The sequence below is a fragment of the Corallococcus sp. AB018 genome (assembly GCF_003986945.1).
Lineage (GTDB): Bacteria > Myxococcota > Myxococcia > Myxococcales > Myxococcaceae > Corallococcus > Corallococcus exiguus.
The window spans coordinates 1-16,079 of the sequence record NZ_RAWR01000118.1; the positions used below are offsets into that span (position 1 = coordinate 1).

15 protein-coding genes are annotated in these 16,079 nt (G+C 70.0%); 9 read left to right on the forward strand and 6 right to left on the reverse strand.

Features of this window, described 5'->3' with window-relative positions:
* The first annotated feature begins 207 nt into the window (after window positions 1-207).
* From D7Y11_RS24175 to D7Y11_RS24200, 6 genes are all read left to right on the forward strand, one after another.
* Window positions 208-627 (forward strand): hypothetical protein, encoded by a 420-nt coding sequence (locus tag D7Y11_RS24175; RefSeq protein ID WP_120578126.1) that lies wholly within the window; start codon window positions 208-210, stop codon window positions 625-627.
* 101 nt (window positions 628-728) lie between these two features.
* Window positions 729-2,087 carry a zinc-regulated TonB-dependent outer membrane receptor gene (locus D7Y11_RS24180; protein WP_126934896.1) on the forward strand — a complete coding sequence of 453 codons (1,359 nt, stop codon included), beginning with the start codon at window positions 729-731 and terminating at the stop codon, window positions 2,085-2,087.
* Window positions 2,088-2,109: 22 nt separating this feature from the next.
* A complete protein-coding gene (locus D7Y11_RS24185; protein ID WP_126934897.1) occupies window positions 2,110-3,033 on the forward strand; it encodes a metal ABC transporter solute-binding protein, Zn/Mn family in 924 nt (307 codons plus the stop codon).
* 4 nt (window positions 3,034-3,037) lie between these two features.
* On the forward strand, window positions 3,038-3,898 hold the full coding sequence (locus tag D7Y11_RS24190) for a hypothetical protein (RefSeq protein WP_126934898.1): 861 nt from the start codon (window positions 3,038-3,040) through the stop codon (window positions 3,896-3,898).
* Window positions 3,885-4,703 carry a metal ABC transporter ATP-binding protein gene (locus D7Y11_RS24195; RefSeq protein ID WP_169820902.1) on the forward strand — a complete coding sequence of 273 codons (819 nt, stop codon included), beginning with the start codon at window positions 3,885-3,887 and terminating at the stop codon, window positions 4,701-4,703. The genes D7Y11_RS24190 and D7Y11_RS24195 overlap by 14 nt, the downstream gene beginning before the upstream one ends.
* Window positions 4,684-5,556, forward strand: a complete 873-nt coding sequence (locus D7Y11_RS24200; RefSeq protein WP_120596781.1) for a metal ABC transporter permease — start codon at window positions 4,684-4,686, stop codon at window positions 5,554-5,556. The genes D7Y11_RS24195 and D7Y11_RS24200 overlap by 20 nt, the downstream gene beginning before the upstream one ends.
* A gap of 25 nt (window positions 5,557-5,581) precedes the next feature.
* On the opposite strand, the gene D7Y11_RS24205 is transcribed toward D7Y11_RS24200, so the two are convergent.
* The 5 genes from D7Y11_RS24205 to D7Y11_RS24225 all read right to left on the reverse strand — a co-directional run bounded on the left by D7Y11_RS24205 (window position 5,582) and on the right by D7Y11_RS24225 (window position 9,822).
* Window positions 5,582-6,130, reverse strand: coding sequence for an isochorismatase family protein (locus tag D7Y11_RS24205; RefSeq protein ID WP_120578130.1), 549 nt, complete (start codon window positions 6,128-6,130; stop codon window positions 5,582-5,584).
* 73 nt (window positions 6,131-6,203) lie between these two features.
* The gene (locus tag D7Y11_RS24210) at window positions 6,204-7,946 is read right to left on the reverse strand and encodes a hypothetical protein (protein ID WP_126934899.1); all 1,743 of its coding nucleotides are present in this window, start codon (window positions 7,944-7,946) and stop codon (window positions 6,204-6,206) included.
* Window positions 7,947-7,956: 10 nt separating this feature from the next.
* Entirely contained in the window at window positions 7,957-8,568 is a 612-nt protein-coding gene (locus tag D7Y11_RS24215) for a hypothetical protein (RefSeq protein ID WP_126934900.1), read from the reverse strand.
* A 40-nt stretch (window positions 8,569-8,608) separates the two neighbouring features.
* The gene (locus tag D7Y11_RS24220) at window positions 8,609-9,100 is read right to left on the reverse strand and encodes a hypothetical protein (RefSeq protein WP_126934908.1); all 492 of its coding nucleotides are present in this window, start codon (window positions 9,098-9,100) and stop codon (window positions 8,609-8,611) included.
* 281 nt (window positions 9,101-9,381) lie between these two features.
* Entirely contained in the window at window positions 9,382-9,822 is a 441-nt protein-coding gene (locus tag D7Y11_RS24225) for a hypothetical protein (RefSeq protein ID WP_233604909.1), read from the reverse strand.
* Window positions 9,823-9,991: 169 nt separating this feature from the next.
* On the opposite strand from D7Y11_RS24225, the gene D7Y11_RS24230 reads away from it, so the two are divergent.
* On the forward strand, window positions 9,992-11,458 hold the full coding sequence (locus tag D7Y11_RS24230; protein WP_120578133.1) for a hypothetical protein: 1,467 nt from the start codon (window positions 9,992-9,994) through the stop codon (window positions 11,456-11,458).
* Between the two features lie 74 nt (window positions 11,459-11,532).
* The gene (locus D7Y11_RS24235) at window positions 11,533-12,249 is read left to right on the forward strand and encodes a Bax inhibitor-1/YccA family protein (protein ID WP_120578134.1); all 717 of its coding nucleotides are present in this window, start codon (window positions 11,533-11,535) and stop codon (window positions 12,247-12,249) included.
* A gap of 60 nt (window positions 12,250-12,309) precedes the next feature.
* On the opposite strand, the gene D7Y11_RS24240 is transcribed toward D7Y11_RS24235, so the two are convergent.
* On the reverse strand, window positions 12,310-12,645 hold the full coding sequence (locus D7Y11_RS24240) for a ferredoxin (RefSeq protein ID WP_120530529.1): 336 nt from the start codon (window positions 12,643-12,645) through the stop codon (window positions 12,310-12,312).
* Between the two features lie 582 nt (window positions 12,646-13,227).
* Between D7Y11_RS24240 and D7Y11_RS24245 the strand changes: the two genes are divergently transcribed.
* Window positions 13,228-16,032: a vitamin B12-dependent ribonucleotide reductase gene (locus tag D7Y11_RS24245; protein ID WP_126934901.1), complete on the forward strand. Its 2,805-nt coding sequence runs from the start codon at window positions 13,228-13,230 to the stop codon at window positions 16,030-16,032.
* The last annotated feature ends 47 nt before the right edge of the window (window positions 16,033-16,079 follow it).

Genomic DNA, 16,079 nt, shown 5'->3' on the forward strand with positions numbered 1-16,079 from the left:
GGGCGCGGCGACGGGAACGGGAGGGAGGCACGGGCGGCGGAACTCCTGGCGCGAAGGGCGTGACGCTGGCGCGCCCAACCTAACCGATGCGGCCAGGAGGGACGTCTGGAATGAAAACAACGTTCCCTTGTCGTCGTGTTTCGGCGGTGTACCCAGGCTGCCTTGACACTCCCGGGGGCCGACAGTAAGCCAGCCGGGAACCCTCAGATGCTCTCGCGCGCCCACACCCTTGCCCGCCTCACCGCGATGCTGCTCGTCGCGCTCTGGGGTGCCCAGCCGCTGGGTCTGGCGCTGCACGTGGAGCAGCACGCGCACCGGTTCTGTCCGCAGCACCAGACGTTCGAAGAGGACGCGCGGCGCGCGAACCCCGCGCTGTCCCGCTTCTCCGAGCGCGCCCCCGTCGTCGCCTCCGTGCCGCCCGCCGTGGCGGACGCGACGGCCCTCAACCACGAGACGTGCCCGCTGCTCACGGCCGCCCCGCAGGTGGAGGCCCTCCAGGGTTCGGGCGTCGCTTCCGCTTCGGCGTGCGTGGAGAGCAATCACCCGGCCACCGCGCCGCCCCGTTCCTTCGCGCCGCTCGCCGTCCTCGACACCGCGCCCAAGGCCTCGCCTCCGACGCACGCGTAGTTCCGCGTGTCGTGTCGTGAAGCAGGTCATCAGGTCGACGGTCGTCGCGGGGTGCGCATGCGCATGCTCCACGGCCGGCCGGTTCCGAGGAGCCAACATCCGTGTCATCCCTTCCGCGCAGGCATCCCCGCGCCCTCGCCGTCGTGCTCGCAGCGCAGCTGTCCGCGAGCGCGGCGTGGGCCCAGCAGTCATCACCGCCCTCCACCGAGTCACCCCCACCTTCCGAGTCTCCCGCGCCCGCCGAGGACACTCCGGCGCTGAGCCCGGAGGAGATGGAGGAGATTGAGAAGGCGCTGGGCACGGACACGAGCACGCGCGCCCGTCCGTCCGTCGACACGTCCCCGGTGTCACCCACCGCGACGAACGACTCCGGCGTGACGCCGCTCAAGCTGCCCAACGCCATCTCCAGCGGCACCAACTTCCTCAACCTGAGCTTCATCCTGGACATGGCCCTGGCGGCCTTCTCCAACAAGGAGCCCCTCCAGGGCGGCGCGCACGACCCGACGAAGAACGGCTTCAACCTCCAGCAGTTGGAGCTGTCCATCGGCTCCGTGGTGGACCCGTACTTCCGCTTCGACAGCAACCTCGTCTTCAGCCAGTTCGGCGTCGAGATTGAAGAGGCGTACGTCACCACGCTGGACCTGCCCCTCAACCTCCAGGTGCGCGCGGGCCAGTTCCTCACCCGCTTCGGCCGCATCAACGCCACGCACCCGCACGCGTGGGACTTCGTGGATCAGCCCTTCATCATGAGCCGCTACTTCGGCGCGGAGGGCAACCGCGGCCTGGGCGTGGAGGGCTCCTGGCTCACGCCGCTGCCCTGGTACGTGGAGGTGATTGGCAGCGCCACCGACGCCACGGGCGAGGCCACCGCGCGCAGCTTCTTCGGCGCCGCCGCCGAGCGCGTGCTGTCACCGCTGGACTTCCAGCTCACCGGCGCGGTGAAGCAGTTCTTCCCGCTGTCGGACGACCTGTCGCTGTTGTGGGGCCTGTCCGTCGCCACGGGCCCCAACCCCACGGGCTACCGCAACTACACCAGCATCTACGGCACGGACGTGTACCTGAAGTTCCGGCCCATCACGTCGCAGAGCTCGCAGCAGCTGGTGTTCCAGGCGGAGGTGCTCTACCGCCGCAGGCAGGTGCCGGAGGACGTGCTGTCCGACTGGGGCGGCTACGCGCAGACGGTGTGGCGCTTCTCCAACCGCTGGGCCACGGGCGTGCGCTACGAGTTCGGCTCGGCCGCGAAGACGCTGGAGGGCCGGGTGGCGAATGATCCGCTCGACCCCGAATGGATTTCCGACCGCCAGCGCATCACCGCGTCGGTGACGTTCTGGCCCACCGAGTTCTCCCGCCTGCGACTGCAGGCCGCCACGGACCGGGTGGGCTGGCGCGGGTCGCCGGACTACTCGGCCTTCCTCGCCCTTGAAGTCGTGACTGGCGCCCACGGTGCCCATGCGTTCTGACCTCTTCCTCCGGAGCCCTTCCATGCGTTCCCTTCGCCTGTTCGCGGCCCTGTGCGCCGCCGTCGTCAGCCTCACCGCCGTTCCCGCTCGCGCGGATTTGAAGGTCGTCGCCACCCTCCCGGACCTGGCCGCGCTGGCCAAGACCGTGGGCGGGGACAAGGTGGACGTCATCGCGCTCGCGCTGCCCACGCAGGACCCGCACTTCGTGGACGCCAAGCCGAACCTGGCGCTCGCGCTCAACCGCGCGGACCTGCTCATCGCCGCGGGCCTGGACCTGGAGATCGGCTGGCTGCCCACGCTCCAGATGGGCGCGCGCAACAACCGCATCCTGACGGGCAACGCGGGCTACCTGGACGCGTCGCGGTTCGTGAGCCTCCAGGAGATCCCCGCCGGGCAGGTGGACCGCAGCCAGGGCGACGTGCACCCCGGCGGCAACCCGCACTACCTCTATGATCCGCGGCAGGCACTCAAGGTGGCGGCCGCCATCGAAGCGCGCATGTCGCAGCTGGATGAGAAGAACGCCGCCACCTACAAGGCCAACCTCGCGAAGTTCACGCAGGAGCTGCAGGCGGCGCAGACGGGCTGGGAGAAGCGGCTCGCGGGCTTCAAGGGCGTGCCCGTCATCGCGTACCACCGCACGACGGCGTACCTGCAGGCCTGGCTGGGCTTCAAGACCATCGCCTTCCTGGAGCCCAAGCCGGGCATCCCGCCAAACCCGTCCCACGTCGCGCAGGTGCTGGCGCAGGGCAAGGCCAACAAGGTGAAGCTGGTCCTCAAGGAGGACTACTACCCGGACAACATCGCGAAGCTCGTGGCGTCGAAGATTCCCGCCGCGCTCGTCACGCTGCCCGGCGGCACCGACTTCCGTTCCAGTCAGACGTACGTGCAGCGCCTGGAGTTGATGGTGGGCCGCCTGGAGCAGGGCCTCGCCGGGAAGGGGCAATGACGCCATGAAGCGCTTTCCAACCCAGGCGTGGTTGCTTCCCTTCGCGCTGCTGTCCGGGTGCGCGTTCGATGCGGGCGAGGGCTTCGCGGTGCTCGAGCCCTCCGTCCAGGCCGCGTACTCGCCGGTGTCCGGCCGCAATGCGGGTGATGGCTACCAGGCGCTCGCGTCCGACTTCCAGCTGCGCATGGACACCGGAACGGTGAGCCTGGGCAGCATCGACCTGATTGCCAGCTCCGGGGGCGGAGGCAGCACGACGTTCGACCCGTCCTCGCCACCGCCGGGCTACTCGCTGTGCCACAACGGGCACTGCCACAGCGACTCCGGGGCGCTCGTGGACTACGAGGACATCCAGGCGGAGTTGGGCGGCGGAGGCAGCACCACCGTCACCGTGGCCAACCTGCCGGTGGACGCGGAGCTGGACCTGCTGGCACCCGCGACCCGGGACCTCACGTGCAAGCCCGCCTGTGAGCTGGGCAAGGCGACGCTGTCCCGCGGACGCTGGGCCGTCACGGGCCTGCGGATGACGGGCAGCGTGCGCGATGGCCGTGTGCCTGCGCGCTTCGCGGGCGCCCTGCCCTTCCGCTTCACCGCGGCGGTGACGGGCGCGGAGGCCACGCCGGTGGCGGTGCTCACCGGCGCTCTGGACGTGCCGTCCGACCGGGAGAATGAGCCGCGCGTGGCGTTGGGCCTGAAGCTGGAGCTGACGCCGGCCCTCTTCGACGCGGTGGACTGGTCCGCCGTGCCACCAGGCGCTGACGGGGTGATTGACCTGGACGATTCCAAGTACGCGGCGGTGCGCACCGCGCTTTTGGAGAAGGTGGCGGCGCTGAGCCCCACCGCGGAGGTGAACCGTGGCTCACGGTGATCACGAGACGGAGCTGGACCGGGGCCATCGCGCCGCGGTGCCGGAGCCGGGCGAGCCGCTGCTGAAGTGCGAGCAGCTCGTCATCGGCTACGGGGGCAAGGACATCCTGCCGCCCATGGACCTGGTGGTGCGCCGCCACCAGTTCGTGGCGGTGGTGGGCCGCAACGGCTCTGGCAAGAGCACCTGGTTCAAGACGCTGCTGGGACTGATTCCCCCGGTGTCCGGCCGCATCGCGCTGGGCGCGCCGCACATCCGCAGCGCGTACGTGCCGCAGATGTCCGCCATCGACTCGCTGTTGCCCGTGCACACGCGGGAGCTGACCGGGTGGGGACGGCTGTCCGGGTGGAACTTCCTGCGGCCCTTCCCCAACAAGACGGACCGCCAGAAGGTGGAGGCGGCGCTCGATACGGCGGGCGCACGCGGCATCGCGAAGCGGCCCTTCCGAGACCTGTCCGGCGGCGAGAAACAGCGCGCGCTGCTGGCGCGGGTCATCGCCACCGAGGCGGACGTGGTGCTGCTGGATGAGCCCACCGCCGCGATGGACGCGGTGGCGGAGAAGCAGACGATGCTGCGGCTGTGCGCGCTCGCGCATGACCGCGGCCTGGGCGTGGTGGTGGTGAGCCACGACCTGTCCGTCGCCGCCGAGCACGCCGACGTCATCCTCTTCGTGGACCGCGAGCACCGCTGCTTCGTCATGGGCGATGCGCGCACCGTGTTCTGCCACCCCGCCTTCCGCCGCCAGTACGGCGACGACTACTGCCACACCGCGCCCCAGGGACCCCACCGTGGAAACAACCCTGCTTGAGCCCTCGAAGTGGGAACAGTTCCAGATGGGCTGGGAGCTGTTCCGAGACCCCATCCTCTGCGCGCTCATCGCCGGGTGCGTGCTGGGCTTCCTCAGCGTCTACGTGGTGCTGCGGCGCATGGTGTTCGTCAGCGCGGCGGTGACGAACACCGCGGGCCTGGGCGTGGCCCTGGCCTTCTTCGCGGAGATCCACCTGGGCGTGCACGTGGACCCATTGGTGGGCGCGGTGGTGCTGTCCGTCGCGGCCACGCTGCTCCTGATGATTGAACCCGCGAGGCTGCGGCTGTCGCGGGAGAGCCTGCTGGGGTGCGCGTTCGCCTTCGCGGGCGGCGCGGCCATCCTGGTGGGTGACCGCATCGCGCAGGAGGCGCACGACATCCAGGGCATCCTCTTCGGCACCGCGGTGCTGGTGACGCCGGATCAACTCCAGGCGGTGGCGGTGGCCGGCGGGGTGCTGATGGTGCTGCACCTGTGGTGGTTCCGGGGCATCGCCTTCGTGAGCTTCGACCGCATTGGCGCCACCGTGCAGGGGCTGCCGGTGAAGCTGCTGGACACGGTGTTGATGGTGTCCATCGGCATCATGGTGGGCGTGTGCGCGCGGGCCCTGGGCGCCCTGCCCGTCTTCGCGTTCTCCACGCTGTCGGCCATCGCCGCGCTGGTGCTGGACCTGCGGCTGCCGTGGACGTTCTTCACGGCGACCGTGCTGGGCGGCATCGCGGGCGCGGGCGGATACCTGTTCGCGTACTTCTACGACTTCCCGGTGGGCGGTTCGCAGACCGTCCTGTCCGGGGTGCTGGTGCTGCTGATGATGCTCGTGCGCCTGGTGCGCGAGCCCTTCAAGAGCAGGGCGTAAGCGGTGGGCCGCCGTCGTCCCGGCTTCAGCGGACGGCGGCGGACACCTTCTTGAACTCGGGCGTGCCGGCGCGGCCCAGCATGTCGAACAGGGCCGACTCCACGGTGAGGATGCGCGCGCCCGCGTCGCGGCACAGCTCCAGTCCCACGCGGCGGTCCTCCTCCGAGCGCGACAGCACCGCGTCCGCGAGCAGGCACGGCTCCCGGCCGCTTTCCGCCAGGTCGCGCGCCGTCTGGAAGACGCAGATGTGCGTCTCCATGCCGGTGATGAGCACCTGCTTGCGGTCCCCCAGCACGGAGAGCACATCCGGCGTGGCGGCGGAGAACTCCATCTTCTCCAGCGGCTTGAACTCACCCAGGCGCAGCTTGAGCAGCGAGTGCGTGCGGCCCAGGCCCTGCGGGTACTGCTCCGTGACGATGACCGGCAGGCCCAGGGCCCGCGCGCCCTCCACGGCGGCACCCGTGCGCGCGAGCATGCGGTCCAGGGCGTCGCGGTCCATCGCGGCGCACAGGCGCTCCTGGATGTCGACGACGAGCAGCGCGGCCTGCTCGGGCTTCAGGCGGAACGACGGCATGGGGCGGCTCCTTGGAGGATGACCCCTAGTGACGCGAACGCCGCGCCTGCGTCAAGCGCGGCGGCGTGCCTCCTCAGGCCCCGTGAACGGTCCAGGGCGCTCCTCCACCCCGAGGGACGGGCGCGGTGTCCACCGAGGCCACGTCTGGCACCCGACGGAGCGCCGTGCGGCCGCGGTGGCCCCGGGCCGCGAAGCCCCGTGCGCGTTGCAGGCCCGGCAGGTGCGGATCCGCGTCGCGCCACAGGTCCAACACCACGGCGAAGTCGTGCGCCGCCTCGGACATGCACTCGCAGGCGACGTGGGCCTCCGCGACCAGGAGCATGCAGTGGCCGCAGCCGGGCCGCTCCCCTGCACGCTCCAGCGCCAGCTCTAGGGCCTTCTCCTCGCGGCCGGAGCGCAGCCGGACACGGGCCAATGTCTCACGGGGCGGCCGGCAGAAGAGCGCGGGGCCCACGGGACGCAGGCGGCGCTCCAATCGCAGCGCCCGCGTGAGCGCGGCCTCCGCCCGGCCGGAGTCTCCCCGGCGCGCATCCAGCGTGCCCCGCAGTTCCTGCGCGGCGACCTCCACCGTGCGCGCCACGTCGCGAGCGCACAGGGCACGGCCCTCGGAGCGCGTCGCTTCGGACAACGTGAGCACCAGCGCATCCAGGCTGCCGCACGCGCGCTCCACGTCGCCCAGCCGTCCCGTCTCCAGGGCACAGACGCCTTTCGCGTACAGGCGCACGGCGTCGCGCAGTCCTGCCTCCGCGACGGTGGCGGCGTCTCCCAGCTCCATGGGGACCTCCGCCGCCGCCCGGCTGAAGCCGAAGCGCAGGTGCGCGGCGACGAGCGTGGTGGCGGCGAAGAGCACCGCCTGCGGCTGGCCTCCTGAAGCCTCCACGCGCTGCCGCAGCTTTCGCGCCCAGCTCTGCGCTCCCCGGTACTGCCCCACTTCCACGCAGCCTTCGCTGAGCAGGCGCAGGGCGGTGTCCGCGCTCGGCGCCACGTCGAGGGGCAGTGATTCGCGCGCGAGGTACGCGTCATCCGCCGTCACCGCCGACTCCAGGATGCGGTTCGCCTCCACCGCCTTGCCCACGCGCAGCAACAGGCGTCCAGCGGCGAGCAGCGCGGGACTTCCCGCGGGCACGAGCGATGGAAGGAGTTCCGCGCTCTCCAACGCCGTCTCCGGCCGGGCGCTGGGCAGCCACGCCTGCACCCAGGCCACGTGCACTCCCGCATGGTGCGGGTGCGTGCGCAACAGGTCGCGCAGGAGCAACTGCGCATACGGCTGTCCCTGCCCGGGACGTCCGTCGGATTCGTACCCGTCCAGCAGGAAGCCCGCGAGCAGCAGGCGCGGCTCGGGCTCCTGGGGGAAGCGGTCGATGAGGCACTCCATCTCCCGCACGAAGGCATGCCTGCCATTGGCGGGGCCCTTGTCCGCGAGGAGGCTGGCCGCGACGACCAGCCGCTGCTCCATGTCGGTGGTGCCCTCCGCCAATGTCAGCGCCTTGCGGATGGCCTCCGCGCGGTCCGCGGCGAAGCGCTGCCCCACGCCCCGGGCGAGCGCGAGCCCCCACCACGCCATGGCGAGGGATGGATCCTGTCGCGCGGCCTCCGCGAAGGCGCGCCGGGCCTCCAGCGCCCAGCCCAGATGCAGCAGGCGCAGGCCCTGATTGAAGTACGCCTGCGCCAGGGGGACCTGCGTCGTCACCTGGAGGTGTGTGTCTCCCAATCCGTCCTGGAGCGGCGGCGTGGGAAGGGCTTCGTCCGGCAGGTCCTCCCACGCGACGTGAGAGTGGACCGACGGGGCATCGGCTCTAAACAGACGTGCCAGCATGGTGTCCTCCTCACGCTCCGGACATCGGAGCGGCATGGTGTTGCACGGAGGCATCGGTCGCGCGCACGCGCACGGCCAGCCGCCTCCAGGCGGTCGACAACTCTTCGGCGGGGATGGGAGACGCCTTGCGCCGCGCCGCCAGGCACTCGCGCCGCCAGGCCAGGCCCACGTCGCGGGCCACCCACGCCTCGTACTCCGCGAGCCAGTCCGCCAGCCGCGCGAGTCCCGCCCTCGCCGCCCTGCGCTCTGACCCCGTGGTTGCGTCGCGCCGGACGCCCACGTTCTCCACCCGGAAGGCCGTGCCGCGCGCTTCGTCCACCCACCGGGGAACGAAGCCATCACGCGGCACGAAGATGGCGGCGCCGCACGACTCGCACAGCGCGCCGAAGCCCCACAGCGTGAGGCGCCCCCCGTCCAAGAGCTGCCCCTGGTACGCGCTCTGTCCCTCCACGCCCGGCGGACGCGCTTCACGCACCAGACCGCGCCGGAGCAGCACGTTGCCATCCGGGCAACGCACGTCCTGGCCCAGGCACCACATGGCCACGTCGAACAGACGGTCGCCGTCGCGGCGCACGTCGCAGGGAAGCAGGGAACCGGCACTTCCAGAAGAGATCTTGGACATGGGGCGCCTCGGGCTTCATTGGAAAGAGAGGAACCGGGGGTCAGTCGTGGGCGTGGTCGTGCTCGCCCGACTCCTCGATGACGAGCGACACCGAGGACAGCGTCGAAGGCCCGAAGGTGAGCGTGTGCGTGCCCACGGTGAGCGGCACGACGTGGCGGCCCTTGATGTCCGTGCAGAGCGAGGAACTGGTGGCGCTCTCCTCGAACTCCACGGCCGCGCCGCTGCTGTTGGTGACCGTCACCGGGACCGGGGCGCTCATGTAGAGGACGTAGTCGGTGGCCTCGGAGACGGCGAAGGACACCGCGCCGCCCTTGCCGCCAACGATGTCCACCAGCGCGATGTCGTAGCGCTTGTGGTCATTGCTCACGGCCGGGCCCGTGCCGCTGACGGCGGCGGTGACGGCGGCGGCGGGGCCTTCCTGCAGGTGCTCGCAGCCCTCCTCGTCGACGTGGGCTTCCTCTTCGTCGCCACCGCAACCGGCGGCGAGGAGGGAGGTGGACAGCAGCAGGGCGGACAGAAGCTTCTTCATGATGGGGACTCCAGGGACACGGGGATGGACTGCGGGAACTCCAGCCGCACGGGCCGCACGCGCACCGCTCCTCAAGAGGCGCGACCGCGAAGGAACGAACGGGACTGGAAGGAGGGACCGCGGCACGAAGCGCGCACCCGTGCACGTGGCCGGAGGTGCCATGCGCGTGCGGCGGATCCGTTCAGCGAACGGGAACGCGCACGCCCTGGACTCCGGTGGCCACGGCGCACCCCGACCCACGAAGACACGGGGGGGCCAGGACGGCGGGCTACGGCGGCGGAGACTTAAGCGCGCGGCGGCGACGACTTGGGCGCGAGCCTCAACAGCGCGACGGGTGCCGCGTGGAAGCGGAACACCGCCAGCGCGGGGCTGGAGCGCGTGGAGACCGCGGCCATGACGGGCGCGGTCTCGGCCGGAGGCGGTGCCTCACGGCGGAGGAAGGCGTGGTGGCAGTGAGCCTCACCACCGTGGGGCGTGGCCTTCGACACCGGCGCCCGGGCCACGCGCGCGTCGTCGAAGGAGAGTGCCTCCTCCAACGGGCCGTCATGGGACGACGCGTCGCTCACGTGCATCACGTCCCCGTGCTCCAGGCACGTGGTGTGCTGCACGAGCGCGAAGTGGAGCACGCTGCCCACATACACCAGCACGCACACGAGCACCCACGGCAGCGCCAGCAGGCGCGGCAGGGAGCGACTCGTGCTGAGGTGGCGTCGGAGGCGGCTCACGTCGACTCGGTCTCGAAAAGCAACTCAGTTGTTTTTAAGCGACCTCCCTGCCCGGTGCAAGCCGGGATGCCCTGGCCCGGGGCCGGAGGGCGAGGTGGCGGACACAGGGAACAGCGGCGGGATCCGCGGGTTGTGGACCCACAAGCCCCTGGGGTCGTAGGTTCCGCGCGTGCACGAGCTCATGGATGTCCTGCGCAGGCAGGCACACTATTTCGGACCGGAGCTGGCGAAGACCGCCTACCAGCGCGGCCTCGCGGTGACGAAGCAGGATGGCAGCACCCAGCCCATCCCCATCACCGCCACGCCGGTCATCCTGGACGCCGAGGAGATCAAACGCCGCTCGCTCCTGTCCGCGAAGCTGGCCTCCGCCACGATGAAGATGGCGCGCGCCATCCTGGGTGGCCCTGACGCGGAGCTGCTGCTGGGCGCGCTGTCGCCGCTGGAGCGCAGCCTGGCGCAAGGCACCTGGGAGGCGAGCCGCAAGCTCGCCACCACGCGCGTGGACTACTTCGTGTCCGGAGGCCGGCCCTGGGCGCTGGAGGTGAACGCCACCATCCCGGCCATGCAGGGCTATTCGGACATCGCGGCGCGCACCTTCATCGAAGTGGTGGCGCGACACGTGCGCTATCCGGAGAAGGCGCTCGCGTCGCTGCTCACGCTCAACGGCAACAACGCGCTGGCGCTCTACCGCGCGCTGCTGGACGGCTACGCGGCCGAGCGCAACGGCCAGATGCCCGACACGGTGGCGCTGCTCTGCCGCAAGAATGACGCGCAGATCACGGAGCTGCGCTGGCTGTGCGAGCGCTTCCGCGAGTTCGGCGCGGACGCGGACGTGGTGCATCCGGAGGATGTGTCCGGCGACGACGCCTTCACGGTGAACGGCAAGAAGTATGACCTGGTCTACCGCCACCTCTTCGTGCGCCGGCTGGAGCAGAACCCCGCCCCCTGGGTGGAGGACTTCCTCTCCGTCGTCCCGGGCAAGAAGGCCGTGTTCTTGAACCCGCCCGCCTCGCAGGTGGAGGTGAAGGCGACGTTCGCGCTCCTGTCGCAGGCGGTGACGGACGCGGCGCTGGCGGAGCGCGCGGGCCTCTCACCGGAGGAGCTGGAGGCGGTGCGCGAGTCGGTGCCGTGGACGCGCCCCTTCCGCCACGGTCCCGGCGTGGATCCGGACGGCGCACAGGTGGACGACATCGTGGCCCGCGTGGCCCGGGAGCCCGCGCGCTTCGTGCTCAAGCGCTCGTGGGACTACGGCGGCAAGGCCGTCTTCCTCGGCCGCTCCGTGGGCACGGTGCCCTACGAGGAGCGCGTGAAGGGCGCCTACGGCGAGTCCAAGACGTGGGAGCAGCTGTGCGAGCGCGCCGCGACGGATGCGCAGGGCGGCTTCGTGGTGCAGGAGGTGGTGGACACTCAGCCGGAGGAGCACCTGCTCTGCGGGACGAACCAGGTGCTGCCCACGTCCTTCTTCGTGGATTACTCGGCGTATGCGTCTGTTGGGCTCGCGAAGCAGCCCGCGTGGGGCGGGGTGTGCCGTGGGTCCATGTCGGAGATCGTCAACATCGTGGGTGGCGGTGGCGTGCTACCCCTCATCACGACAGAAGTCGCTTCGAAGCTTTTGCTGGCCTGGAAGGCCCTTTAAGGCGTCCTCCAAGGGTCCTCGTTAAAGAGAGGCCGGGACTGAAGCGGTCCCCGGCCCGAAAGGAAACGAAACACATGGCGTGGGAATCTTCAGGTGGCTGGCAGGGCGGGCAGGCGAGCGCGGTGGACGACGTCCTGGTCCAGGAGTCGCAGCGCGCGTTCATGTCGCGCGTGCACGGTTGGATGTTCGCGGGCCTGGCGCTCACCGGCGTGATGGCGATGGTGACGCTGGCCAATGAGGCGCTGCTCCGCGTGGCGGTGCAGAACCGGATGGCCCTGTTCCTGGTGCAGTTGGGCGTGGTGTTCGGCCTGTCCATCCTGGCGCCCCGGCTGTCCGGCCCGGTAGCCGCGGTCATGTTCGCGGGCTACGCGGCGCTCACCGGCGTGACGATGTCGGTCATCTTCCTCATCTACACGGCCAGCTCCATTGGCCAGGTGTTCTTCATCACCGCCGCGACCTACGGCGCGATGGCGGTCTACGGCACCGTCACGAAGAAGGACCTGAGCGGCTGGGGCACGTTCCTCTTCATGGGGCTCATCGGCATCGTCATCGCCAGCGTGGTGAACTTCTTCATCAAGAGCAGCGCCGTGTCGTTCGTGATGGCCTGCGCGGGCGTGCTCGTGTTCGCGGGCCTCACCGCCTACGACGTGCAGAAGCTGCGCGAGTACCACGCGGGCACGGGATTCAAGAGCGCGACCGCGGTGAGCATCGTGGGCGCGCTCACCCTCTACCTGGACTTCATCAACCTGTTCCTGTCGCTGCTGCGCCTGCTGGGCAACCGCCGCGACTAGCTCCAGGCGGTAGGATTCAACGCGGTTCCCCAGGGCGGGGCGCGAGGCGGGAAACCGCCTTCAGCGCTCCGCCTTCTTGTTGAAGGGCATCAGCAGCCGCTCCACGGGGCGCCCCTGCACCAGGTGCTCCTCCACGATGGTGGGCACGTCCTCCACCTTCACGCCGCCGTACCAGGTGCCCTCCGGGTAGACGACCACGGAGACGCCGAAGGCGCACGTGTCCACGCAGCCCGCCGCGTTGGCGCGCATGCTGCGCTTGAGCCCGCGCTTGTCGAGCTCCTCCTTGAAGGCCGCCCGCACCTCCTCGCCTCCCTTGGTGGCGCAGCACCCCTTGGGGTGGCCGTCCGGGCGACGGTTGGTACAGACGAAGACGTGGCGTTCGAAGGGAGGCGGCATGGTCCGCCTCCTAACGCGCCCGGGCGGCGAAATCGACGCCGCCGTTCGGCAGGCGACCGTCCAGGCCCACCCCGCCCGGTCCTGATGTCGCCGGGCCGCTGGAGCGCCCCTACGCCCGGCGCACGGACTGCCAGCAAACATCCGTCAGTGATCACAAGCGCTTGGACAGGCGCCCTTCCCCGCCTGTCCGATTTCGCATGGTCATGGCCATACATTGCCAGCCACAACAGGCGTTGCGAGTCACAGGCGGGGTTCCTAGATCCAACTTGAGGTAGCTGTTCAGCCACCCAACGCCCACACCAAATACAGTGTGTATGCGAGGACCTGATACTAGATATAGGGGAATGGGCGATGTTGACGGACCCCACCAGCGATCATATTGATCCGCCCGCCCGGCGGGTGGGCAGTCAGGCCCGGGCCCGGATTCCAGGGGTGGACCCTCTGGCTTCTGCCCATCCCGGACCATCCCAACGCTGCCGTCCCCGTACCTGGAAGTGATCATCGGATCCCCTGGGATCTCGCGGCGTTGGCTATTTTGCAAATTTTGCATCAGCACTCTCAGTGGATTTGGAGGCGGGCGTCATGGAGAAGGAACTGAGCGGGAAGCCGGTGGTGGGGGGCAGGGAGCCGCGGCGCGGCGGCCGTGCGAAGGGCAAGGCCGCGGTGGCCTCCACGGGGCTGAGCGTGGAGCGCTTCTTCACGACGCCCGGCGTGGATCCGGCGGACGAGCTGGCGTGGGAGCACCGCAGCGCGAGCATCAAGGGCGAGGACGGCAAGGTCGTCTTCGATCAGAAGGACATCGAGGTCCCCCGCTCCTGGTCGATGCTGGCGACGAACGTCGTGGCGTCGAAGTACTTCCGGGGCACGCCCGGCACGCCCGAGCGTGAGACGAGCGTGCGCAAGCTGGTGGCGCGCGTGGTGGACACCCTCACCCGCTGGGGCGAGGACGGGCACTACTTCGCGTCGGCGGTGGACCGCGAGGCGTTCCACGCGGAGCTGACGCATCTGCTGCTGCGCCAGAAGGCGGCGTTCAACTCGCCCGTCTGGTTCAACGTGGGCGTGGAGGAGCACCCGCAGTGTTCGGCGTGCTTCATCAACAGCGTGGACGACAACATGGAGTCCATCCTGGGGCTGGCGCGCACGGAGGGCATGCTCTTCAAGTACGGCAGCGGCACGGGCTCCAACCTGTCCAGCATCCGCGGCAGCAAGGAGCTGCTCGCGGGCGGCGGCACCGCGTCCGGCCCGGTGTCGTTCATGCGCGGCTTCGACGCGTTCGCGGGCGTCATCAAGAGCGGCGGCAAGACGCGGCGCGCGGCGAAGATGGTCATCCTCAACGCCGGGCACCCGGACATCCTCGAGTTCATCCGCTGCAAGTCGAACGAGGAGAAGAAGGCCTGGGCGCTGATCGAGGCGGGCTACGACCCGTCCTTCAACGGCGAGGCCTACGGGTCGGTGTACTTCCAGAACTCCAACAACTCCGTGCGCGTCACCGACGACTTCATGAAGGCGGTGGTGAACGACGGCCCGTGGCAGACGCGCGCGGTGCGCGACGGCCAGGTGATGGAGACCTACAAGGCCCGTGAGCTGTTCCGTGAAATCGCGGAGGCGGCGCACCTGTGCGGCGATCCGGGCCTCCAGTACGACACCACGGTGAACGCGTGGCACACGTGCTCCGGCACGGCGCGCATCAACGCGTCCAACCCCTGCTCCGAGTACATGTTTCTGGATGACTCGGCCTGCAACCTGGCGTCGCTGAACCTGATGCACTTCCGCACGCTGGAGGGTGGCTTCGACGTGGCCGCCTTCAAGCACGCGGTGAACGTGGTGCTGCTGGCGCAGGAGATCATCGTCGGCTTCAGCCGCTACCCCACCGAGCGCATCGCGAAGAACAGCCACGACTACCGTCCGCTGGGCCTGGGCTACGCGAACCTGGGCGCGCTGCTGATGGCGTCCGGCCTGCCCTACGACTCGGCCGCGGGCCGCAACCTGGCGGGGGCCATCACGTCGCTGATGTGCGGCGAGGCATACGCGATGAGCGCGCGCATCGCGGAGAAGCAGGGCGCGTTCGCGGGCTACGGCAACAACGCGGAGCCCATGCTCGGCGTCATCCGCAAGCACCGCAAGGCGGCGTACCAGCTGCCCGTGGACGGCGTGAGCGCGGAGCTGCACGCGGCGCAGAAGGAGGCGTGGGACGACGCGCTGGCGCGTGGCACGGAGCACGGCTACCGCAACAGCCAGGTGACGGTGCTGGCGCCCACGGGGACCATCGGCTTCATGATGGACTGCGACACCACGGGCATCGAGCCGGACATCGCGCTGATCAAATACAAGAAGCTGGTCGGCGGCGGCATGTTGAAGATCGTCAACCAGACGGTGCCGCTGGCGCTGGAGAAGCTGGGCTACCCGCAGACGCAGGCGCAGGACATCATCGCGTACCTGGACAAGCACGACACCATCGAGGGGGCTCCGCACCTGAAGCCGGAGCACCTGCCGGTGTTCGACTGCGCGTTCAAGCCGTCCAAGGGCCAGCGCAGCATCCACTGGATGGGCCACATCGAGATGATGTCCGCGGCGCAGCCGTTCCTCTCTGGTGCCATCTCCAAGACGGTGAACCTGCCGAATGACGCCTCGGTGGAGGACATCGAGAAGGCCTACATCGAGGCGTGGCGCAGCGGGCTGAAGGCCGTGGCGGTGTACCGCGACGGGTGCAAGCGCACGCAGCCGCTCAACACGTCGCAGGACAAGGCTCCGGAATCCCGCCGCGCGGTGGCGGAGCCCGCCCCCGCCGTGACGCCGGAGCCCAAGGCGCTGCGCCGCCGGCTGCCGGACGAGCGGCAGTCCATCACGCACAAGTTCTCCATCGGCGGCCATGAGGGCTACCTGACGGTGGGCATGTACGAGGACGGCAAGCCGGGCGAGCTCTTCGTCGTGATGGCGAAGGAGGGCTCGGTGGTGAGCGGCCTGATGGACAGCTTCGCCACCAGCGTGTCGTTGGCGCTCCAGTACGGCGTGCCGCTGCAGGTGCTGGCGGACAAGTTCTGCCACACCCGCTACGAGCCGAGCGGCTTCACGGGCAACCCGGCCATCCCCATCGCCAAGTCCATCACCGACTACATCTTCCGGTGGCTGTCGTTGAAGTTCCTGCCCACGGAGCCCCGCGCGGACGACGTGGAGGTGACGCCGGTGGAGGAGGCCCGTCCGGAGCCGGTGACGCAGGCGGCGGTGCCGGCCCAGGTGGGGACGCTGCAGCTGTCCGCGATGAACTCGCGCAGCACGTACCTGAACCAGGCGGACGCCCCGCCCTGTCACCAGTGCGGCGCCATCACCGTGCGCAGCGGCGCCTGCTACAAGTGCACGAACTGCGGCACGACGACGGGCTGCAGCTGAGCGCCGCGTCGTTCTTGAGCTGAAGTGAGAAAGGGCTCCGGGGCTTC